Origin of the sequence: Clavibacter sp. (genome assembly GCF_014802555.1) — a bacterium.
GTDB classification, from domain to species: domain Bacteria; phylum Actinomycetota; class Actinomycetes; order Actinomycetales; family Microbacteriaceae; genus Clavibacter; species Clavibacter sepedonicus.
Map to the genome: position 1 here is coordinate 1 of NZ_JAAVCB010000059.1, position 18483 is coordinate 18483.

Sequence of the window (18483 nt, forward strand, 5' to 3'; positions counted from 1 at the left end):
CCGGGCCGACGCGCTTGACCCCTTCATCGAGCACTACAACACTGAACGAATCCACTCAAGCCACGGGCTCACGCCCGCGGCCCGAGTGTCACCAACGTCATGACCCAGTACAGCTAGCGGACCCGCCTACGCCCGGTCGTCCCCGCCGAGCGCGCGGCGCAGGGCCGTGAGGTCGTCCCCGTCGAGCGTGCCTGCGAAGCGCAGCAGCGCGGCCTCGCGGTCCTTCGTGGCTGCGAGCGCGCCCGACATGAGCGACGCCGCGTGATCCGTGCGCGACCGGGCGGGCGCGAACGTGAGCGCGCGCGCCTCGTCGGAGCGCGTGACGAGGCCCTTCTGGCCGAGCCGCTCGAGCACCGTGAGCACGGTCGTCAGGGCGGGGCGCGGATCCGGGATGCGGGCGACGACGTCCTTGGCCGTGAGCGGCTCGTCGGCGTCCCACAGGGCGTCCATGATGGCGGCCTCGAGCTCGCCGCGGGGGCGCTGGCGTCCGATCGACACGGGCGTCTCCCCTCTTCGACGGATGGCGGGTGGAAGAGACGATCCTAACTCCGCCCGCGGTCCCCGGGAGGCCCCGTCCGGCCGCCGCGGTCAGCAGCCGCCCCGCCCGATCGGGCACGATGGACGCATGACCGATTCACAGGACCGAGAGCCCACCCCCCTCGAGCAGGCCATCGCGCGCGGCCAGGCGGGCGAGTCCGACATGACCGCCGTCCTCACCGAGTTCATCAACACGACGGTCGTGGTGCCCACCGCCACGCCCCTCACCCCCGAGACCGACCAGCTCCAGCCCGTCCTCTTCGACCGCGACGGCGTGCCCATGCTCGCCGCGTTCACGCACGAGGACCGCATCGACGAGAAGGTCACGAGCGTCGCCGACCACGTCGCCACGATCCCCGCCGCCGAGCTCGTCCAGGCGATCCCCGAGGGCACCGGCCTCGTCATCAACGTCGGCACCACCGACGGCTTCGAGATGATGCCCGAGGGCGTCGCGCAGCTCGCCGACGACGTGCGCCGCGTCATCGACCAGGACGAGGACGCCGCACCGCAGGCCCCCGTAGCGCCCTCGCCCGACGCGATCTGATCCCGCCGGCCGACCCGACCACCCGACGCCGCCGCATCCCCCGGATGCGGCGGCGTCGTCGCGTCCGGCGGAGGGGATCGACCGGGAATCGTCACGCGCCCGAAACGTCCCGCTCGATATGCTGATCCCCGAACACACGGCCGCGCACGCATCGCGGGAGAGCTCCTCCGGGAGCACCGAAGGAGCAAGCCTCCCCGCCAATCTCTCAGGTCCACGTACCGCGATGCACTGGCCACTCTGAAAAGCAGCCGTCCCGCACGGCTCGCCCACGGTGAAAGCACCGTCCTCGGACGGCGCGAAGCTCTCAGGCCCATGACAGAGGGGGAGTCCCGCATCCGGCGTCCGCGTCGGGGAAGACCGGAGGACTCCATGACCGACGCACCCGCCCCTGATCCCGAGGTCCGGCGCTCCCCGCTGCACGCCGTGCACGAGGCGGCCGGCGCCTCATTCACCGACTTCGCCGGCTGGCTCATGCCCGTCCGGTACACGAGCGACCTCGCCGAGCACCGCGCGGTGCGCGAGGCCGCCGGCATCTTCGACATCTCGCACATGGCCGAGATCGCCGTGGAGGGGGAGGGCGCCGCCGCGTTCCTCGACTCCGTCCTCGCCGGCAAGCTCTCCGCCATCGCCGAGTGGCAGGCGAAGTACACGCTGCTGCTGGATCCGTCGGGCGGCATCGTCGACGACCTCATCGTCTACCGGACCGGCGAGGAGTCCTTCCTGGTCGTCGCCAACGCGGGCAACCACGATCCTGTGATCGCCGTCCTCGCCGAGGCCGCCGAGGGCCTCGACGACGTGGAGGTGGACGACGCGAGCGACGACGTCGCCCTCATCGCCGTGCAGGGCCCGGTGTCCCGCGCGATCCTCGAGGCCACCGCCGGCCTCGAGACCGAGTCGCCGCTCGAGGCGCTCCGCTACTACCGCGCCACGGCCGCGCGCTTCGCGGGCCAGGACGTGCTCGTCGCCCGCACCGGCTACACGGGCGAGGACGGCTACGAGCTGTACGTCGCGACCGAGGACGCCGTCGCCCTGTGGGAGGCGCTCGTCGCCGCCGGCACGCCGCTCGGCCTCCTGCCCACCGGCCTCGCCTGCCGCGACACGCTCCGCCTCGAGGCCGGCATGCCGCTGTACGGCCACGAGCTGGGCCTCCACACGCTGCCCGGGCAGGCCGGCCTGGGCAAGGTCGTGGCGCTCGCCAAGGAGGGCGATTTCCGCGGTCGCGCCGCCGTGGAGAAGGGCCCGGATCCCGTCGCCCGCGTGCTCGTCGGCCTCGTCACCGAGGGCCGCCGCGCGCCCCGCGCCGACTACCCCGTCTACGCCGAGGAGGCCGCGGGCGACTCCGCCGCGGCCCTCGAGGCCGTGATGGAGGCCACCGAGGGCGCCGTCCCGCCCGTCGGCATCGTCACGAGCGGCGCCCTGTCGCCCACGCTCGGCCACCCCGTCGCCATGGCGTACGTGGATCCCTCGCTCGCCGCCCCCGGCACGCGCCTCGCCGTCGACGTCCGCGGCACCCGCGTGCCCGCCACCGTCGTGACCCTCCCCTTCTACTCGCGAAAGGCCATCCGATGACCGACCAGACCAGCCTCCAGTACACCGCCGAGCACGAGTGGGTGCTCATCGACGGCGACGTCGCGACCGTCGGCATCACCTCCTACGCCGCCGACAAGCTCGGCGACGTCGTCTTCGTCGAGCTGCCCGCCGTGGGCGACGAGCTCGCGGGCGGCTCGGTCGTCGGCGAGATCGAGTCGACCAAGTCGGTCGGCGAGCTGTTCGCGCCCATCGACGGCACCGTCACCGAGGTCAACGACGACGTCGTGGCCTCGCCCGACCTCGTCAACAGCGACCCGTTCGGCGCCGGCTGGCTCGTGAAGGTGCGCTTCGAGGCGCTGCCGACGCTCCTCAGCCACGACGAGTACGTCGCGCTGGTGGGCGAGTGACCGCCGTCGACGCCGGCACGCGCCCGGCCGCGCCCGCACCCGACGCCGCGCCCGACATCGCCTCGGAGTCCTCGACCTTCGCGCCCGGCGCGTTCGGCGCCCGCCACATCGGCATCGACTCCGAGGCCCGCGCCACCATGCTCGGCGTCCTCGGCCACGACTCGATCCCGTCGCTGCTCGCGAAGGCCGTGCCCGAGACGATCCAGGTCGACCGCTTCCGCACCGACGGCGACTCCGTGCTGCCCGAGGCCGCCACCGAGCGCGACGCCCTCGCCGAGCTCCGCCGCATCGCGGGCCGCAACCGCGTCCGCACGTCGATGATCGGCCTCGGCTACCACGACACCATCACGCCCGCGGTGATCACCCGCAACGTGCTCGAGAACCCGAGCTGGTACACGGCCTACACGCCGTACCAGCCGGAGATCTCGCAGGGCCGGCTCGAGGCGCTCATCAACTTCCAGACGATGGTCGCCGAGCTGTGCTGGCTCGCGACCGCGAACGCGTCCATGCTCGACGAGGCCACCGCCGTCGTCGAGGGCATGCTGCTCGCGCGCCGCGCCTCGAAGGCGAAGACGAACGTCTTCCTCATCGACGCCGACGCCCTGCCGCAGACGCGCGCGCTCCTCGACAGCCGGGCCGCCGCGCTCGGCATCGAGCTGATCGCGCACGACCTCGCCACGGTGGATCCGGCCGGGCTGCCGGACGCGTTCGGCGCCTTCATCCAGTACCCGGGCGCCTCCGGCCGCGTGTGGGACCCGAGCGCCGTCATCGCCCGCGTGCACGCGGCGGGCGGCCTCGCGGTCGTCGCGGCCGACCTGCTCGCCCTCACCGTGATCACCTCGCCCGGCGAGCTGGGCGCGGACATCGCGGTCGGCACCTCGCAGCGCTTCGGCGTGCCCATGGGCTTCGGCGGTCCGCACGCGGGCTACCTCGCCGTGCGCGCCGGGCTCGAGCGCCAGATGCCCGGCCGCCTCGTGGGCGTCAGCCAGGACGCGGCCGGCCACCCCGCCTACCGCCTCTCGCTGCAGACGCGCGAGCAGCACATCCGCCGCGAGAAGGCCACCAGCAACATCTGCACGGCGCAGGTGCTCCTCGCGGTCATGGCCTCGATGTACGCCGTGTACCACGGGCCGAAGGGGCTCCGCGTGATCGCGCGGCAGGCGAACCGGGGCGCGCGTCGCCTCGTCCGCTCGTTGGCGACGGTGGGCGTCGAGCCGATCCAGGCTGCCTTCTTCGACACCGTCCGCGTCTCCGTGCCGGGCCGAGCCGACGAGATCCTCGCCGCCGCCGCGGAGGGCGGCGTGAACCTGCTCCGCGTGGACGGCGACACGCTCGGCTTCAGCGTCGATGAGGCCACGCGCCCCGAGGACCTCGCGGTCGTCGCGCGCGCCTTCGGCGCCGAGCTCGCGGAGGACGAGGGCGCGCACGGCGACCTGTCCTCGATCCCCGAGCAGTCGATCCGCACGAGCGAGTACCTCACGCACGCCGTCTTCTCCACGCACCGCTCCGAGACCGGCATGATGCGCTACCTCAAGCGCCTCTCCGACAAGGACTACGCGCTCGACCGCGGCATGATCCCGCTGGGCTCCTGCACCATGAAACTCAACGCGGCCACCGAGATGGAGGCCGTGACCTGGCCCGAGTTCCAGGCCATACACCCGTTCGCGCCGGCCGACGACGTCGAGGGGTACCTCGAGCTCGTGCTCCAGCTGGAGACCTGGCTCGCCGACGTCACGGGCTACGACACCGTGAGCCTCCAGCCGAACGCGGGCAGCCAGGGCGAGCTCGCGGGCCTCCTCGCGATCCGCGGCTACCACCTCGCGAACGGCGACGACGCGCGCACGGTCTGCCTCATCCCGCAGAGCGCGCACGGCACCAACGCGGCCAGCGCCGTGCTCGCCGGCATGCGCGTCGTGGTCGTGGCGTGCGACGAGCTCGGCAACGTCGACCTCGACGACCTGCGCGCGAAGATCGCGGCGCACCGCGACGAGCTCGCGGGCCTGATGATCACGTACCCCTCCACCCACGGCGTCTACGAGCACGAGGTCGGCGCGATCTGCGAGGCCGTGCACGAGGCCGGCGGCCAGGTCTACGTCGACGGCGCGAACCTCAACGCGCTCCTCGGCTTCGCCCGCTTCGGCGACTTCGGCGGCGACGTCTCGCACCTCAACCTGCACAAGACGTTCTGCATCCCGCACGGCGGCGGCGGACCCGGCGTCGGCCCGGTCGCGGCAAAGGCGCATCTCGCGCCCTTCCTGCCCGGCCACCCGCAGGCGCAGCGCAACGTGCACGCGCTCGTGCAGGACGGCGTCGTCTCGACCATCGAGCATGGCGGCGCCCCCGTGTCGGCAGCTCCCTACGGATCCCCGAGCATCCTCCCCATCAGCTGGGCCTACGTCCGCATGATGTGCGCGGAGGGCCTCAAGCAGGCGACCGGCGCCGCGGTGCTATCGGCGAACTACATCGCCGCCCGGCTCCGCGACCACTACCCCGTGCTCTACGCGGGGGAGGACGGCCTCGTCGCGCACGAGTGCATCCTCGACCTGCGTCCGCTCACGGCCGCGACGGGGATCACGGTGGACGACGTGGCCAAGCGCCTCGTCGACTACGGCTTCCACGCGCCGACGATGAGCTTCCCGGTGCCGGGGACGCTGATGGTCGAGCCCACGGAGAGCGAGGACCTCGCCGAGGTCGAGCGCTTCATCGCGGCGATGATCGGCATCAAGCAGGAGGCCGACTCGGTCGCCGCGGGCGAGTGGCCGGCCGACGACAACCCGCTGCGGAACGCGCCGCACACGGCCGAGTCGGTCATCGCGGGGGAGTGGACGCACGCCTACACGCGCGAGCGCGCCGTCTACCCGGTGTCGACCCTGGTGCGCGACAAGTACTGGCCGCCGGTGCGCCGCATCGACCAGGCGTACGGCGACCGCAACCTGTTCTGCGCCTGCCCGCCGCCGGAGGCGTTCGCCTGATGGGCGGCGACTGACGCACCACGCACGCACCGACGAGGGCGGCGGGACCGAATGGTCCCGCCGCCCTCATCGGTGTCTCCGGCCGCGGCCGGTCGTGCTCCTAGTGCTCCGTCGCCTTCTCCGCGCCGTGCCCGGTGAGCGACCGCACGTCCATCTCGGCCGCGACCAGCGGGTCCTCCTTGCGCGTGGAGGTCACCGTCCCGATCCAGCCGAGCAGGAACCCGACGGGGATCGACACGATCCCGGGGTTGCTCAGCGGGAACCACGAGAAGTCCGCCCCCGGGATCATCGACGTCTCCGCGCCCGACACCACCGGCGAGAACGCGATCAGCACGAGCGCCGTCCCGAGCCCGCCGTACATGCTGAGCACCGCGCCCCGCGTGGAGAACCGGCGCCAGTAGAGGGAGTACAGGATGGTGGGCAGGTTCGCGCTCGCCGCCACCGCGAAGGCCAGCGCCACGAGGAACGCGACGTTCTGCCCGTTCGCGCCGATGCCCGCGAGGATCGACACGAGGCCGATGACGACCACGGTGATCCGCGCGACGCGCACCTCGCCGTTCGCCGAGACCTGCCCCTTCTTGATGACGCTCCCGTACACGTCGTGCGCGAACGACGCCGCCGCCGTGATGGTGAGCCCGGCGACCACCGCCAGGATCGTCGCGAACGCCACCGCCGCGATGATCCCGAGCAGGATCGGCCCGCCGAGCTCGAGCGCCAGCAGGGGAGCGGCGGAGTTGACGCCGCCGGGTGCCGCGAGGATCCGCTCGCTCCCGAGCAGCGCGCCCGCCCCGTACCCGAGCACCAGGGTGAAGAGGTAGAAGATCCCGATGAGCCAGATCGCCCAGACGACGCTCCGCCGCGCCTCCTTCGCGGTCGGCACCGTGTAGAAGCGCATGAGCACGTGGGGGAGTCCTGCCGTCCCGAGCACCAGCGCGAGCGCGAGCGACAGGAAGTCGAGCTTCGTGATCCCCGTGGCCCCGTACTGGTTGCCGGGCTCGAGGACGGGCTTGTCCGCCGCCGCCGCCGCGGCGCCGAGCAGGTCCGAGACGTCGAAGCCGTGGATCGCGAGCACCCACACCGTCATCACGGCGGCACCCGCGATGAGCAGGCACGCCTTGATGATCTGCACCCAGGTCGTGCCCTTCATCCCGCCGACGAGCACGTAGACGATCATCAGTGCGCCCACGACCGCGATCACGAGCGACTGCCCGAGCCGGTCGTCGATCCCGAGCAGCAGCGAGACGAGCCCGCCCGCCCCCGCCATCTGCGCGAGCAGGTAGAAGAAGCAGACCGCGAGCGTGGTGGTCGCGGCCGCGAGCCGCACCGGCCGCTGCTTCAGCCGGAAGCTCAGCACGTCGGCCATCGTGAACTTGCCCGTGTTGCGCATGAGCTCCGCCACGAGCAGCAGGGCCACGAGCCACGCGACCAGGAACCCGATCGAGTAGAGGAACCCGTCGTACCCGTTGATGGCGATGGCTCCGACGATCCCGAGGAACGACGCTGCAGAGAGGTAGTCGCCCGCGATGGCCGTGCCGTTCTGCGGGCCGGTGAACGAGCGGCCGGCCGCGTAGTAGTCCGCGGCGGTCGAATTGTTCCGGCTCGCGCGGAAGACGATCACGAGCGTGACGACCACGAACGCCCCGAAGATCGAGATGTTGAGGACAGGGTCGCCCGTGTCGGTCGTGGGCGTGGTCGCCATGGCCGCTGTGCCCGGCGCGATCACCGTCGGCCGCCCTTCCGGCGCTTCGGCGTCGTGGATCCGCGCGGCCCCTCGAGAGCGACGCGCTCCCGCTCCTCGAGGTCGGCGCGGATCTCCGCGGCGATGGGATCGAACCGCGAGTTCGCGCGGCTCACGTACCAGGTGGTGATCGCGAAGGTGGTCACGAACTGCCCGAGCCCCAGCAGGATCCCGAGGTTCACGTTCCCGATGACGGGCGTGGACATGAAGTCGTGCGCGTAGTCCGACAGCAGCACGAACGCGAAGTACCAGACGAGGAATGCCACGGCGAGCGGGAAGACGAAGCTGCGATGCGCACGCTTCAGCTCGCGGAACCGGGCCGAGTCCTCGACCTCCAGGTAGTCGATGGCCGGCCGGGGGTCCCCGGTCGGATGAGCGGCGTCGCCCATGAGATCTCCTCGAGATGAAGCCGCACATCGTCGTGCGGCTTTCCCAGGTTAGGCACAGGTGCGGGTGATGCGCCAGGCCCGCGCCCCCGACGGCGCGCGAACGCCTGTCAGCCGAACAGCCCCGGCAGCAGCGCCAGCGCGACCGGGTATCCCACGAAGCTCACGACGTCGAGGATCAGGTGCGCCACCACGAGCGGCGCCGTGCGGCCGAAGCGCACGTAGCACCAGCCGAACACGACCCCCATCGCGACGTTCCCGAAGAAGGGCCCGTAGCCCTGGTAGAGGTGGTAGCTCCCGCGCAGCACGGCCGCCGCGAGGATGACGGTCCACATGCCGATCCGCCCGTGACCCCAGCCGAGCTCGCGCAGCCGCGTGAAGAGGTAGCCGACCACGATCACCTCCTCCTGCAGCGCGGCACGGAGGGCCACGAGCACGAGCACCGGTACGGTCCACCAGTACGAGTCGAGCGCGGTCGGCACCACGTCCACCGTGATCCCGAGCGCGCGGCCGGCGAAGTACAGGCCGAGTCCGGGCACGCCGATGAGGGCCGCGAGGCCGAACCCGGCGGCGACGTCGCGCCCCGGACTCGCGAGGTCGAACCCGATGCGCCGGAAGGCGCTCCGCCCCGGCTGCCACAGCAGGAAGAGCACGAGGGCCACGGGGACCAGGGCCGTCGCGATGTCGAGCAGCTGGTACAGGAGATCGAACGCCTGCCGGTCGTTCAGGCTCCGGTTGATGGTCGCGCTCTGCGAGCCGAGGGCCTCCTGCCGCGTGGACAGGTCGACGATGCGCAGCACCGAGTACACGGCGCTCGCCCCGAGCGACAGCCCGAGCACGATGGCGATCTCCCACCGCAGCCGCGTCCGCGTGGCACGCTCCAGTGGCGGGCGGGGAGCGCGGGGGATGGCGGGAGCGTCGGGCACGGGCCGATCCTAGGCGCGGGATGCCGGCCGGCCGCCCGCGGCCCGGACGTGGCTGGTGAGGCCCCTGACGACGCGATCCGTCGCCGCGGTCAGCGGGAACGCGCGATCCCGACCGTCCAGACGCACGGATCCGGACTGCCGCGCGCGGATCCACGCGTCCGCGTTACCGGTGTGTAACGTTTGGGCCCAGTTTTTGCAAAGACTCCCAGCCGTACCTAGGGTCATTCTTATCTGCGCGGTCGACCGCACGCACGGTCGGTCCGCGCCATTCCCATGCACAGGAGGACCCTTGAAAATCAGACGCCTCGCAGCGGCTGGTGCCGTCATCGTCTCCGGTGCCCTCGTACTCAGCGGCTGCTCTGCGCCCGCCCAGGAGTCCGAGGTCATCGCCGGCACTGAGATCACCGTGGCCTGGAACGACCCGTTCCTCGAGTACAACAACGGTTCGGCGACCGGAAACGCGTCCGCCAACACGAACATCGTGTACCTGACGAACCAGTCCTTCAACTACTACGACGACGGCCCGTCGCTTGTCAAGAACACCGACTTCGGCACCTACGAGAAGGTGTCCGACAACCCGCTGGTCGTGAAGTTCACGATCAACGACGGAGTCAAGTGGAGCGACGGCACCCCCGTCGACGCTGCGGACATGCTCCTGAACTGGGCCGCGAACACGACGAATGTCAACACCGTGGGCGACGACGCCGTCAAGAAGGACGACACCGGCGCGGCGACGGTCGGCGACGACCAGGTCTTCTTCAACTCGGGCGCCGTGCCAAACACCCGCCTCGGCCTGGTCACCAAGACCCCCGAGATCGGCGACGACGGCCGGAGCCTCACCTACACGTACGACCAGCCCTACGTGGACTGGGAGATCGCGACCGGCAACGGCGTCGGCGTCTCCGCGCACGGCACCACGCAGCTCGCGTTCCCCGACGAGAACCTCTCGCCCGAGGACGCCAAGAAGAAACTGATCACGGCGATCCAGGACAAGGACGCGAAGGTCCTCTCCCGCATCTCGCATGTATGGAACGACGGCTACCGCTTCTCGGACATGCCCACGGAGCCGCAGAAGACCCTGGGCGACGGCGCATACACGATCACGGACCTCAAGGCCGACCAGTACGTCACCCTGACGGCCAACAAGGAGTACACCGGAACCAAGAAGCCGAAGTACGAGAAGATCACCGTCCGCTTCATCGCCGACCCGCAGGCGCAGATCCAGGCCCTCTCCAACGGCGAGGTCCAGATCGCGTCCGGTCAGCCCACGGCCGACCTCCTCCAGCAGGTCCAGGGACTCAGCGGCATCGAGTACAAGGGCCAGGCCGAGGGCACGTATGAGCACGTCGACCTCCAGGTCACCAACGGCGGCCCATTCGACCCGGCGAAGTACGGCGGCGACGCCGAGAAGGCCAAGCTCGTCCGTCAGGCGTTCTTCAAGACGCTGCCGCGCGAGGAGATCCTCGACAAGCTGATCAAGCCCCTCCAGTCGGACGCGGAGCTCCGCAACTCGAACGTCTACGTGCCCGGCACGCCGGAGTACGAGGCGTCCGTCGAGAAGAACGGCTACAAGGACCAGGCGGTCGACATCGACGGTGCCAAGGCGGACCTCGCGAAGGCCGGCGTCACGGGCACGATCGACGCCCGCGTCATCTACGGCCAGGGCAACACGCGCCGCCAGCAGGAGTTCTAACTCATGCGCCAGTCGGCCGCGCTGGCCGGCTTCAACCTCATCGACGTGAACAGCGCCACGTGGGGCGCCGACCTGTCCAGCAAGACGGGCTCCTACGACATCGCCCTCTTCGGATGGCAGTCGGTGAGCCTCGGTGTCGGCGAGTCCGGCCCGAACTACCAGACCGGTGGCATCAACAACTACTACGGCTGGTCGAACCCCGAGATCGACTCGCTGTTCAAGCAGCTGGACACGGAGACGGACAAGGACAAGCAGCTCGCGCTGGTCATTCAGGCCGAGACCCTCATCCAGCAGCAGAGTTGGACGACGCCCATCTACCAGTTCCCCGGCCTCACCGCCTGGAGCAAGACGGTGTCGGGCGTCAAGCCCGCGTTCCTGTCGCCCAACTGGTTCTGGAACCACTGGGATTGGGCCCCGGCGCAGGCAGTCGCGCAGTAGCACGACAGCAGTGAGCACCGTCCATTGAACGGGAGGGTGCGAGGGTGCCGAGGCCGCCTGGCCTCGGCACCCTCTCCATGTCCGTTGCCGATTCGTGATCCGCGGATCCGGCCGCGTATGCTCTCGTCGGGCCGGGTCACGAGCCCTGGCCGAACACAGAAAGGGACGTCGTCGCCCTGTGCTTACCTTACGTCTTGAGACGTCTCGTCGCGTCGTTCTTCGTCCTCCTGGGCGCCAGCTTCATCATCTACAACCTGGCGGCCAATTCCGGTGATCCCCTTCAGGATCTGCGCGAGAACCCGTCGCCGAACCGCGATGCGCTCATCGCCGCTCGAGTCGACCTCCTCGACCTCGACGTGCCGTCGCCGCTGCGCTACTTCATCTGGCTCGGTGGGGTGTTCAAGGTCTTCATCGGCCAGGTCGACCTCGGCAAGGCCATCGACGGCCGCGAGGTCAACGAGATCATCGCCAACGCCGCCGGGCAGACGATCCAGCTGGTGACGATCGCCACGATCATCGCCGTGCTCATCGGCGTCTCCATCGGCATGACGACCGCGCTCCGCCAGTACAGCGGCTACGACTACACGGTCACCTTCGCGTCGTTCCTCTTCTTCTCCCTGCCGATCTTCTTCGTGGCCGTGCTGCTCAAGCAGTACGTCGCCATCGGCTTCAACGACTTCCTCGTGAACCCGTCGATCCCGCCGATCATGATCGTGGTCCTCTCGCTCGTCTCGGGCTTCGTCTGGATGAGCATCATCGGCGGCGACCCGAAGCCGCGCCTCATCGTCTTCGGCTCCGCCACGGTCATCACCGCGGTCGTGCTCATCTACCTGCTCGCCACGGACTGGTTCTCGCGCCCCGGCCTCGGCATCCTGCTCATCGCCGCGCTCGGCGCCCTCGTCGCGGTGCTCATCACGTCGCTCTCGACCGGGTTGCGCAACCGACGGGCCTTCTACTCCGCGCTCGCCATGGCCGTCCTCGGCGCCGCGCTCTGGTACCCGCTGCAGTACGTGCTGACCGTCTCCGCCCCCTGGTGGATCACCATCGTGCTGATCGTCGCCTTCGTCGTCGTCGGCGTGGTCGTCGGCTACGTCGTCGGCCAGAACGACAAGCCCATCGTCGCCCGCGGCGCCGGCATCACCGGTGGCCTCGTCGCGCTGCTGATCATCGTCGACCGCGTCATGCAGGTGTGGCCCGACTACGCGACCAACACGCGTGGCCGCCCCATCGCCACGGTCGGTGCCGTGACCCCCGGGCTCAACGGCTCGGTCTGGCAGGGCATGCTCGACAGCTACACGCACCTCCTGCTGCCGACCATCGCGATCCTCCTCATCTCCGTCGCGAGCTACTCCCGCTACTCGCGGGCGAGCCTCCTCGAGGTGATGAACCAGGACTACGTGCGCACCGCACGCGCCAAGGGCCTCACCGAGCGCACCGTGATCATGCGCCACGCGTTCCGCAACGCCATGATCCCCGTCGCCACCGTCATCGCGTTCGACGTGGGCGGGCTCATCGGCGGCGCGGTGATCACCGAGACGATCTTCGCCTGGAAGGGCATGGGCTCCGTGTTCCAGGACGCCCTGAACAAGACCGACCTCAACCCGCTGATGGGGTTCATCCTGATCACGAGCATCCTCACCGTGATCTTCAACATGCTGGCCGACATCCTGTACTCGGTCCTCGATCCTCGAATCCGGGTGAGCTGACACATGTCCAACGCACTGATGGGGAACCCCAACGACCCCCACAACGACCCGCACCTCCCGGAGGGGGGGCAACTCCGAGCTGACGATCGAGCAGCGCGAGGTGGAGGGGCTCAGCCAGGGCACCGTCGTCCGCCGCCGGTTCCTCCGCCACAAGGGCGCGATGACCTCGGTTGTCGTCCTGCTGCTCATGGCGGCTCTCGTGTACTCGTCCGTCGGCATCCAGCTCTTCGGCGTCCGCGTCCCCGGCTGGTGGATGTGGAACTACGAGGACGTCTCGCCCGTCGTCAACGGCGGCAACCCCACCTGGCAGCTGCCGTTCCAGTTCGGTACCCACCCCTTCGGCCAGGACGAGATCGGGCGCGACATCTTCGCCCGCGTCATGCGCGGCACCCAGCAGTCCATAGTCGTCATGGTGCTGTACGGCATCATCGCCGCGTTCATCGGCATCGTCGTCGGCGCCGTCTCGGGCTTCTTCCGCGGTCGCATCGACTCTCTGCTCATGCGCTTCACGGACCTCATCATCGTGATCCCGGTCATCGTCATCGCGGCGGTCCTCGGCCAGACCTTCGGGAGCCTCGGAGCGGCCGTGCTCGGACTAGTCCTCGGCGTGGTCGGCTGGCCGAGCCTCGCGCGCTTGGTGCGCGGCGAGTTCCTCAGCCTCCGCGAGCGAGAGTTCGTAGACGCGGCCCGAGTCGCCGGGGCGTCGAACAGCCGAATCGTGTTCCGGCACATCCTGCCGAACGCCATCGGCGTGGTCATCGTGTCCACGACCCTGCTCATGAGCGCGGCCATCCTGCTCGAGGCGGCGCTTTCCTTCCTCGGCTTCGGCATCAAGAAGCCCGACGTCTCGCTCGGGCAGATCATCAACGAATACCAGGGAGCCTTCGCGACCCGGCCGTGGCTGTTCTGGTTCCCGGGCCTGTTCATCATCATCATCGCGCTGACCATCAACTTCATCGGCGACGGCCTGCGCGACGCGTTCGACCCGCGCCAGCGGCGCATGCCCGGCGGACAGGGGCCCTACAAGCAGATGTTCGCCATGCTCACCGGGCGGAACCGCCGCGACGCGGGTCCTGCGACCGGCTCCGGTGCCGCGGGAGTGCGCGTGCCGCCGCCCGTCGGCTCCGCGCGACCGGACGCCCAGGCCGACGGCCAGGCGCCCGATAGCACGGACGGCCGATGACGGTCCCGGCGGCGAGCCGGGCCCTCAGCCGCGGGCTCGCCGCGGGTCGCGCCTCAGATCGGGCCGGTCAGCACCGTCGCCGCGACGAGCACCGCGAGCACGGCGATCTCCGCCCAGTGCGTTCGCACGCGCGGGGCCTCCTCCTCCACCGGGCCGCCCAGGTGGCCCGCCTCGCGGAGGTCGGCCAGGTGCAGGCGGATCACCGTGGCCGCGTCGCCGGAGTCGGTGCGGGGCAGGTCGCCGCGGCGCGCGTCCTGCATCATGGCGCTGAGATACGGCTGGTTCCGCTCCTCCTTCGTCGTGATGTAGGCGTTCGAGTGCCGGCCGGGCGCCGGGGCGGCCCAGGCCGTGACGCGTTCGTGCGCGGTGGTGATGTTCAGAGCCCACTTGGTGTCGACCTCGCGGATCGCGGGCCACGAGAACTCGTGCGTGCGGAAGACGTTGCGGATTTCGATGCCCTCGGTCGCGATGCGCACGCGCGGGTGCCAGAAGACGAGCCACGACGCGTAGGCCAGCATGACCGGGCCCCACACCGCCGTCGGCAGGAGGTCGGCCCGACCCCCGACCACGGTGCTCACGAGCACCAGGACCGCGATCGCCGAGACGATCACGGTCAGCAGGCGTCCGAACGACGGGCGGATGACGACGGGCTGATCCATGGCCTCATCGTCCCACGGCCCGCCTCGGCACCCCTCGACACCCCCACTTCCAGCAGCCAGGAGTACGCAGCATGAGCGCTCACGCGAACGGGACGGACCCGATCGTCCCCATCCTCGAGGTCTCCGGCCTCGGAGTCGACTTCTGGGTCGGCGACGAGTGGATCCCCGCGGCCATCGACCTCGACTACAAGGTCAACCCGGGCGAGGTCCTCGCGATCGTGGGCGAGTCCGGCTCCGGCAAGTCCGTCAGCTCCATGTCGCTGCTCGGCCTCCTGCCGAAGAACGGCCGGGTCCGGGGGAGCGCGAAGCTCAAGGGCGTCGAGATGGTGGGCGCCGACCAGGCCACGCTGCGGAAGGCACGCGGCAACGACATCGCCGTGATCTTCCAGGAGCCGATGACGGCGCTCAACCCCGTGTACACGGTGGGTTTCCAGATCGTCGAGGCCCTTCGGGTCCACAACTCGATCATCCCGTCGGCCGCCAAGGTGCGCGCGCTCGAGCTGCTGAAGCTCGTCGAGATGCCGGATCCCGAGAAGGCGTTCGACTCCTACCCGCACCAGCTGTCCGGCGGCCAGCGCCAGCGCGCGATGATCGCCCAGTCGCTGTCGTGCGACCCCGACATGCTCATCGCGGACGAGCCCACCACGGCGCTCAACGTGACGATCCAGGCCGAGATCCTCGACCTGCTGCGCAGACTTCACCAGCGCCTCAACAGCGCGATCGTGATCATCACGCACGACATGGGCGTGGTGGCCGACCTCGCGACCAACGTCATCGTGATGAAGAGCGGCCGCATCGTCGAGCGCGGCTCGGTGCGCGAGATCTTCCAGGCGCCCAAGGACCCGTACACGAAGCAGCTGCTCGCGTCGGTGCCGCACCTCGGCACGGGCGAGGCCTCGCAGGTCGAGATCGCCGAGCGCACCACCGAGCCCGCCATCTCCCTCAAGGAGGTGGACATCGACTACCCGAAGCTCGGCCGCGTGCCGGCGTTCCGGGCGGTCACGGGCGCGTCGTTCGACATCCACCCCGGCGAGGTCGTCGGCGTCGTGGGTGAGTCGGGATCCGGCAAGACGACCATCGCGCGCGCCGCGGTGGGCCTCCTGCCCGTCGCGGGCGGCGAGCTCACCGTCGCCGGTCGGCGCATGACCGGGATCTCGGCGAAGGACCTCCGGGCCGTGCGCCGCGAGATCGGCATCGTGTTCCAGGACCCGGGCTCCTCGCTCAACCCGCGCTGGCCCATCGGCCAGAGCATCGGCGAGCCGCTCGAGCTCTCGGGCCAGTTCTCGAAGAAGCAGCAGAGCGACCGGGTCGAGGAGCTCCTCGAGCAGGTGGAGCTGCCGCGCAGCTTCCGCAACCGCTACCCGAACGAGCTCTCCGGCGGCCAGCGCCAGCGCGTCGGCATCGCCCGGGCCCTCGCGCTCCGGCCCAAGGTGCTCGTCGCCGACGAGCCCACGTCGGCGCTCGATGTGTCGGTGCAGGCCCGCGTGCTCGCGCTGCTGCAGGAGATCCAGAAGGAGCTCCAGTTCGCGTGCCTGTTCGTCAGCCACGACCTCGCAGTGGTCGACTTGCTCGCCGACCGCATCGTCGTGATGAACCACGGCAAGATCGTCGAGCAGGGGCCGACCGAGTCGATCCTCCGGAACCCCCAGCACCCGTACACGCAGAAGCTCATCGCCGCCGTGCCGCTGCCGGATCCCGACCAGCAGAAGGAGCGCCGCGAGCTCCGCGAGGCCCTGCGGGACCAGCAGCCGCCCGCGGCCTGATCCGCGCCGCACGACCCGGCTCGCCGCCCATAGCGCCCCCCCTCGCGGGGGCGCGCGGGCGGCGGGCCTCGTCGTGCCGCTCGCGTAGGATCGACGGCGATGGACAGCGACACGCGAGGCCCCGAGGCCATAGGAGCCCGGCGCCCGCGAGGGATCCGCCGGGTCGTCCGGGGCGCATCCGCCGCCGTCGCCGTTGCGCTCGTCGCCGGCCTCGCCGCCTGCTCGCCGACCACCGGCATGGTCGCCGACACGGAGATCCGCGCCGCCGTCCCCACCACCTTCACCTCGTACAACGCGGCGTCGCGCACGGGCGGCACCGAGGGCAACCGGGAGATCGTGCACGCGACGAACTCGCGGTTCTCCGAGGTCGCCGCCGACGGCACGGTCGCCACCGACCCGGGCTACGGATCCGCGCGGGTCGTCTCGCGCGACCCCTTCACCGTCGAGTACACCGTCGCGGAGGGCGTCCGCTGGTCCGACGGCGAGCCCGTCGACGCGGCGGACCTCCTGCTCGCGTGGGCCGCCGGATCCGGCGCGCTCGACACCCCCGGCTACGACCCGGCCGGGTACGTCGACGATGCGACGGGCGGCTACACGGGTCCGCTCCCCGAGCAGACCGTCTTCTTCGACGCGGCCGCCGACGAGGCGCTCACCCACGTCACCCGCACGCCCGAGATCGGGGACGGCGGCCGGTCGATCACCATGGTGTTCGACCAGTACACGCCGGACTGGCGCCTCGCGTTCGAGGTGGGCCTGCCCGCGCACAGCGTGGCGCAGCTCGCGCTCGACATGTCGAGCCCCGGCCGTGCGAAGCAGACGCTGGTGGACGCCGTGCAGGATCGCGCCCCCGAGCTCCTGTCGCCCATCTCCGACGCGTGGAACCGGGGCTTCGGCGTGGCCGAGATCGCGGCGCACCCCGATCGCGCCGTGGGCTCGGGCCCGTACGCCATCGAGTCGATCGACCCGGGGACCTCCATCACGCTGCGCGCCAACCGCTTCTACACGGGGCTGCACCGGCCGTCGGTCGAGCGCATCGTCGTGTCCACGATCGAGGATCCGGACGCCGCCGTCGCCGCCCTCCAGGCGGGGGACGTCGACGTCATCGCGCCAGCGGCCGACGCGGAGGTGGCCGACGCGCTGTCCGGGATCGACGGCGTGCAGGTCGTGCGCGGATCCTCCGCCTCCTGGGAGCGCCTCGACCTGCAGACGCTCGGCGCGCGCGACCCCGCCATGTCCGACGCCGCGGTCCGCACGGCCTTCCTCTCCACCATCCCGCGCGACGCGATCGTCCGCGAGGCCGCGCTGCCCGTGGATCCCGACGCGACGACGCGCGACTCCTTCGTGCTCGCGCCCGGCACGGACGGGTATGCCGACCAGGTGCGCGCGAACGGGTCCAGCCGCTTCGGCGACGTCGACCTCGACGAGGCGCGGCAGCTGCTCGCGTCGGTCGGGCGGGCGGCCCCCGAGGTGTGCGTGCTCTTCGACCCCGCCGACCCCCGCAAGGTGGCCGCGTTCGACGCGATCCGCGACTCCGCCGAGAAGTCCGGCTTCGTCGTGACCGACTGCTCGACCCCGCAGTGGGAGAGCGTCCTCGACCAGCCGGGCGCCTACGACGCCGCGCTCGTCTCGTCGGAGGACGCGTACCCCTCCGTCGCCGGGATCCGCGCCGCGCACGAGGCCAGGGCCGACGCGCGCGACGGACAGGCGACGGCCGACCCCGACGTCGCGTCCCTCTTCTCCTCGCTCAGCCGCACGGAGGACGCGGACGCGCGCGACGAGCTCCTCCTGCGCCTGGACCGGCGCATGTACGGCGACCGCGCCGGCCTCCCGCTCTACCAGCTGCCCGCGCTCGCGGCCGTGCGCGACCGGGTCGGCGGGGTGCAGGTCTCGCCGCACCAGGCCGGGATCCTCGACGACGCCTGGCGCTGGACCCTCTCTCCCGACGCTCCCTGAGCCCGGCTTGCATCGGCACGGTAGGCTGGTGGTCGCTGGGAATAGCAG

Annotated in this window: 15 protein-coding genes, 1 pseudogene and 2 riboswitches; of the genes and pseudogenes, 11 read left to right on the plus strand and 5 right to left on the minus strand. The window is 70.8% G+C overall.

Annotation, left to right across the window (positions count from 1 at the left end):
• Positions 1-103 (plus strand): annotated as a pseudogene (locus tag HDR73_RS06315) (IS481 family transposase); the annotation flags it as partial.
• 23 nt (positions 104-126) lie between these two features.
• On the opposite strand, the gene HDR73_RS06320 reads toward HDR73_RS06315, so the two are convergent.
• Positions 127-498 (minus strand): BlaI/MecI/CopY family transcriptional regulator, encoded by a 372-nt coding sequence (locus HDR73_RS06320; protein ID WP_012038889.1) that lies wholly within the window; start codon positions 496-498, stop codon positions 127-129.
• A 127-nt stretch (positions 499-625) separates the two neighbouring features.
• Here HDR73_RS06320 and HDR73_RS06325 point away from each other — a divergent pair, with 127 nt between their 5' ends.
• From HDR73_RS06325 to gcvP, 4 genes are all read left to right on the plus strand, one after another.
• Positions 626-1081 carry an SseB family protein gene (locus HDR73_RS06325; RefSeq protein WP_012299525.1) on the plus strand — a complete coding sequence of 152 codons (456 nt, stop codon included), beginning with the start codon at positions 626-628 and terminating at the stop codon, positions 1079-1081.
• A 144-nt stretch (positions 1082-1225) separates the two neighbouring features.
• A riboswitch (glycine riboswitch) is annotated at positions 1226-1312 on the plus strand.
• A gap of 1 nt (position 1313) precedes the next feature.
• Positions 1314-1407: riboswitch (glycine riboswitch) on the plus strand.
• Positions 1408-1450: 43 nt separating this feature from the next.
• Entirely contained in the window at positions 1451-2650 is a 1200-nt protein-coding gene (gcvT, locus tag HDR73_RS06330; protein WP_012299524.1) for a glycine cleavage system aminomethyltransferase GcvT, read from the plus strand.
• Positions 2647-3018, plus strand: coding sequence for a glycine cleavage system protein GcvH (gene gcvH, locus HDR73_RS06335; RefSeq protein WP_012299523.1), 372 nt, complete (start codon positions 2647-2649; stop codon positions 3016-3018). The genes gcvT and gcvH overlap by 4 nt, the downstream gene beginning before the upstream one ends.
• A complete protein-coding gene (gcvP, locus tag HDR73_RS06340) occupies positions 3015-5990 on the plus strand; it encodes an aminomethyl-transferring glycine dehydrogenase (protein ID WP_012299522.1) in 2976 nt (991 codons plus the stop codon). The genes gcvH and gcvP overlap by 4 nt, the downstream gene beginning before the upstream one ends.
• 100 nt (positions 5991-6090) lie before the next feature.
• On the opposite strand, the gene HDR73_RS06345 is transcribed toward gcvP, so the two are convergent.
• The 3 genes from HDR73_RS06345 to HDR73_RS06355 form a co-directional block, all read right to left on the minus strand.
• Positions 6091-7689, minus strand: coding sequence for a monocarboxylic acid transporter (locus tag HDR73_RS06345; protein ID WP_174270083.1), 1599 nt, complete (start codon positions 7687-7689; stop codon positions 6091-6093).
• 20 nt (positions 7690-7709) lie between these two features.
• Entirely contained in the window at positions 7710-8117 is a 408-nt protein-coding gene (locus HDR73_RS06350; protein WP_012299520.1) for a DUF485 domain-containing protein, read from the minus strand.
• A gap of 107 nt (positions 8118-8224) precedes the next feature.
• Positions 8225-9040, minus strand: coding sequence for a CPBP family intramembrane glutamic endopeptidase (locus HDR73_RS06355; RefSeq protein ID WP_012299519.1), 816 nt, complete (start codon positions 9038-9040; stop codon positions 8225-8227).
• Between the two features lie 289 nt (positions 9041-9329).
• On the opposite strand from HDR73_RS06355, the gene HDR73_RS06360 reads away from it, so the two are divergent.
• The 4 genes from HDR73_RS06360 to HDR73_RS06375 all read left to right on the plus strand — a co-directional run bounded on the left by HDR73_RS06360 (position 9330) and on the right by HDR73_RS06375 (position 14060).
• Positions 9330-10733: an ABC transporter substrate-binding protein gene (locus tag HDR73_RS06360; protein ID WP_223842637.1), complete on the plus strand. Its 1404-nt coding sequence runs from the start codon at positions 9330-9332 to the stop codon at positions 10731-10733.
• Positions 10734-10736: 3 nt separating this feature from the next.
• Complete coding sequence (locus tag HDR73_RS06365) at positions 10737-11171, plus strand: periplasmic substrate-binding domain-containing protein (RefSeq protein ID WP_223842636.1); 435 nt, start codon at positions 10737-10739, stop codon at positions 11169-11171.
• 194 nt (positions 11172-11365) lie between these two features.
• A complete protein-coding gene (locus HDR73_RS06370) occupies positions 11366-12877 on the plus strand; it encodes an ABC transporter permease (RefSeq protein ID WP_012299518.1) in 1512 nt (503 codons plus the stop codon).
• Between the two features lie 100 nt (positions 12878-12977).
• Positions 12978-14060, plus strand: coding sequence for an ABC transporter permease (locus HDR73_RS06375; RefSeq protein ID WP_012299517.1), 1083 nt, complete (start codon positions 12978-12980; stop codon positions 14058-14060).
• A gap of 53 nt (positions 14061-14113) precedes the next feature.
• On the opposite strand, the gene HDR73_RS06380 is transcribed toward HDR73_RS06375, so the two are convergent.
• A complete protein-coding gene (locus tag HDR73_RS06380) occupies positions 14114-14719 on the minus strand; it encodes a PH domain-containing protein (RefSeq protein ID WP_012299516.1) in 606 nt (201 codons plus the stop codon).
• Positions 14720-14790: 71 nt separating this feature from the next.
• On the opposite strand from HDR73_RS06380, the gene HDR73_RS06385 reads away from it, so the two are divergent.
• Entirely contained in the window at positions 14791-16482 is a 1692-nt protein-coding gene (locus HDR73_RS06385) for an ABC transporter ATP-binding protein (protein ID WP_012299515.1), read from the plus strand.
• A gap of 99 nt (positions 16483-16581) precedes the next feature.
• On the plus strand, positions 16582-18435 hold the full coding sequence (locus HDR73_RS06390; RefSeq protein WP_012299514.1) for an ABC transporter family substrate-binding protein: 1854 nt from the start codon (positions 16582-16584) through the stop codon (positions 18433-18435).
• Positions 18436-18483 lie beyond the last annotated feature (48 nt).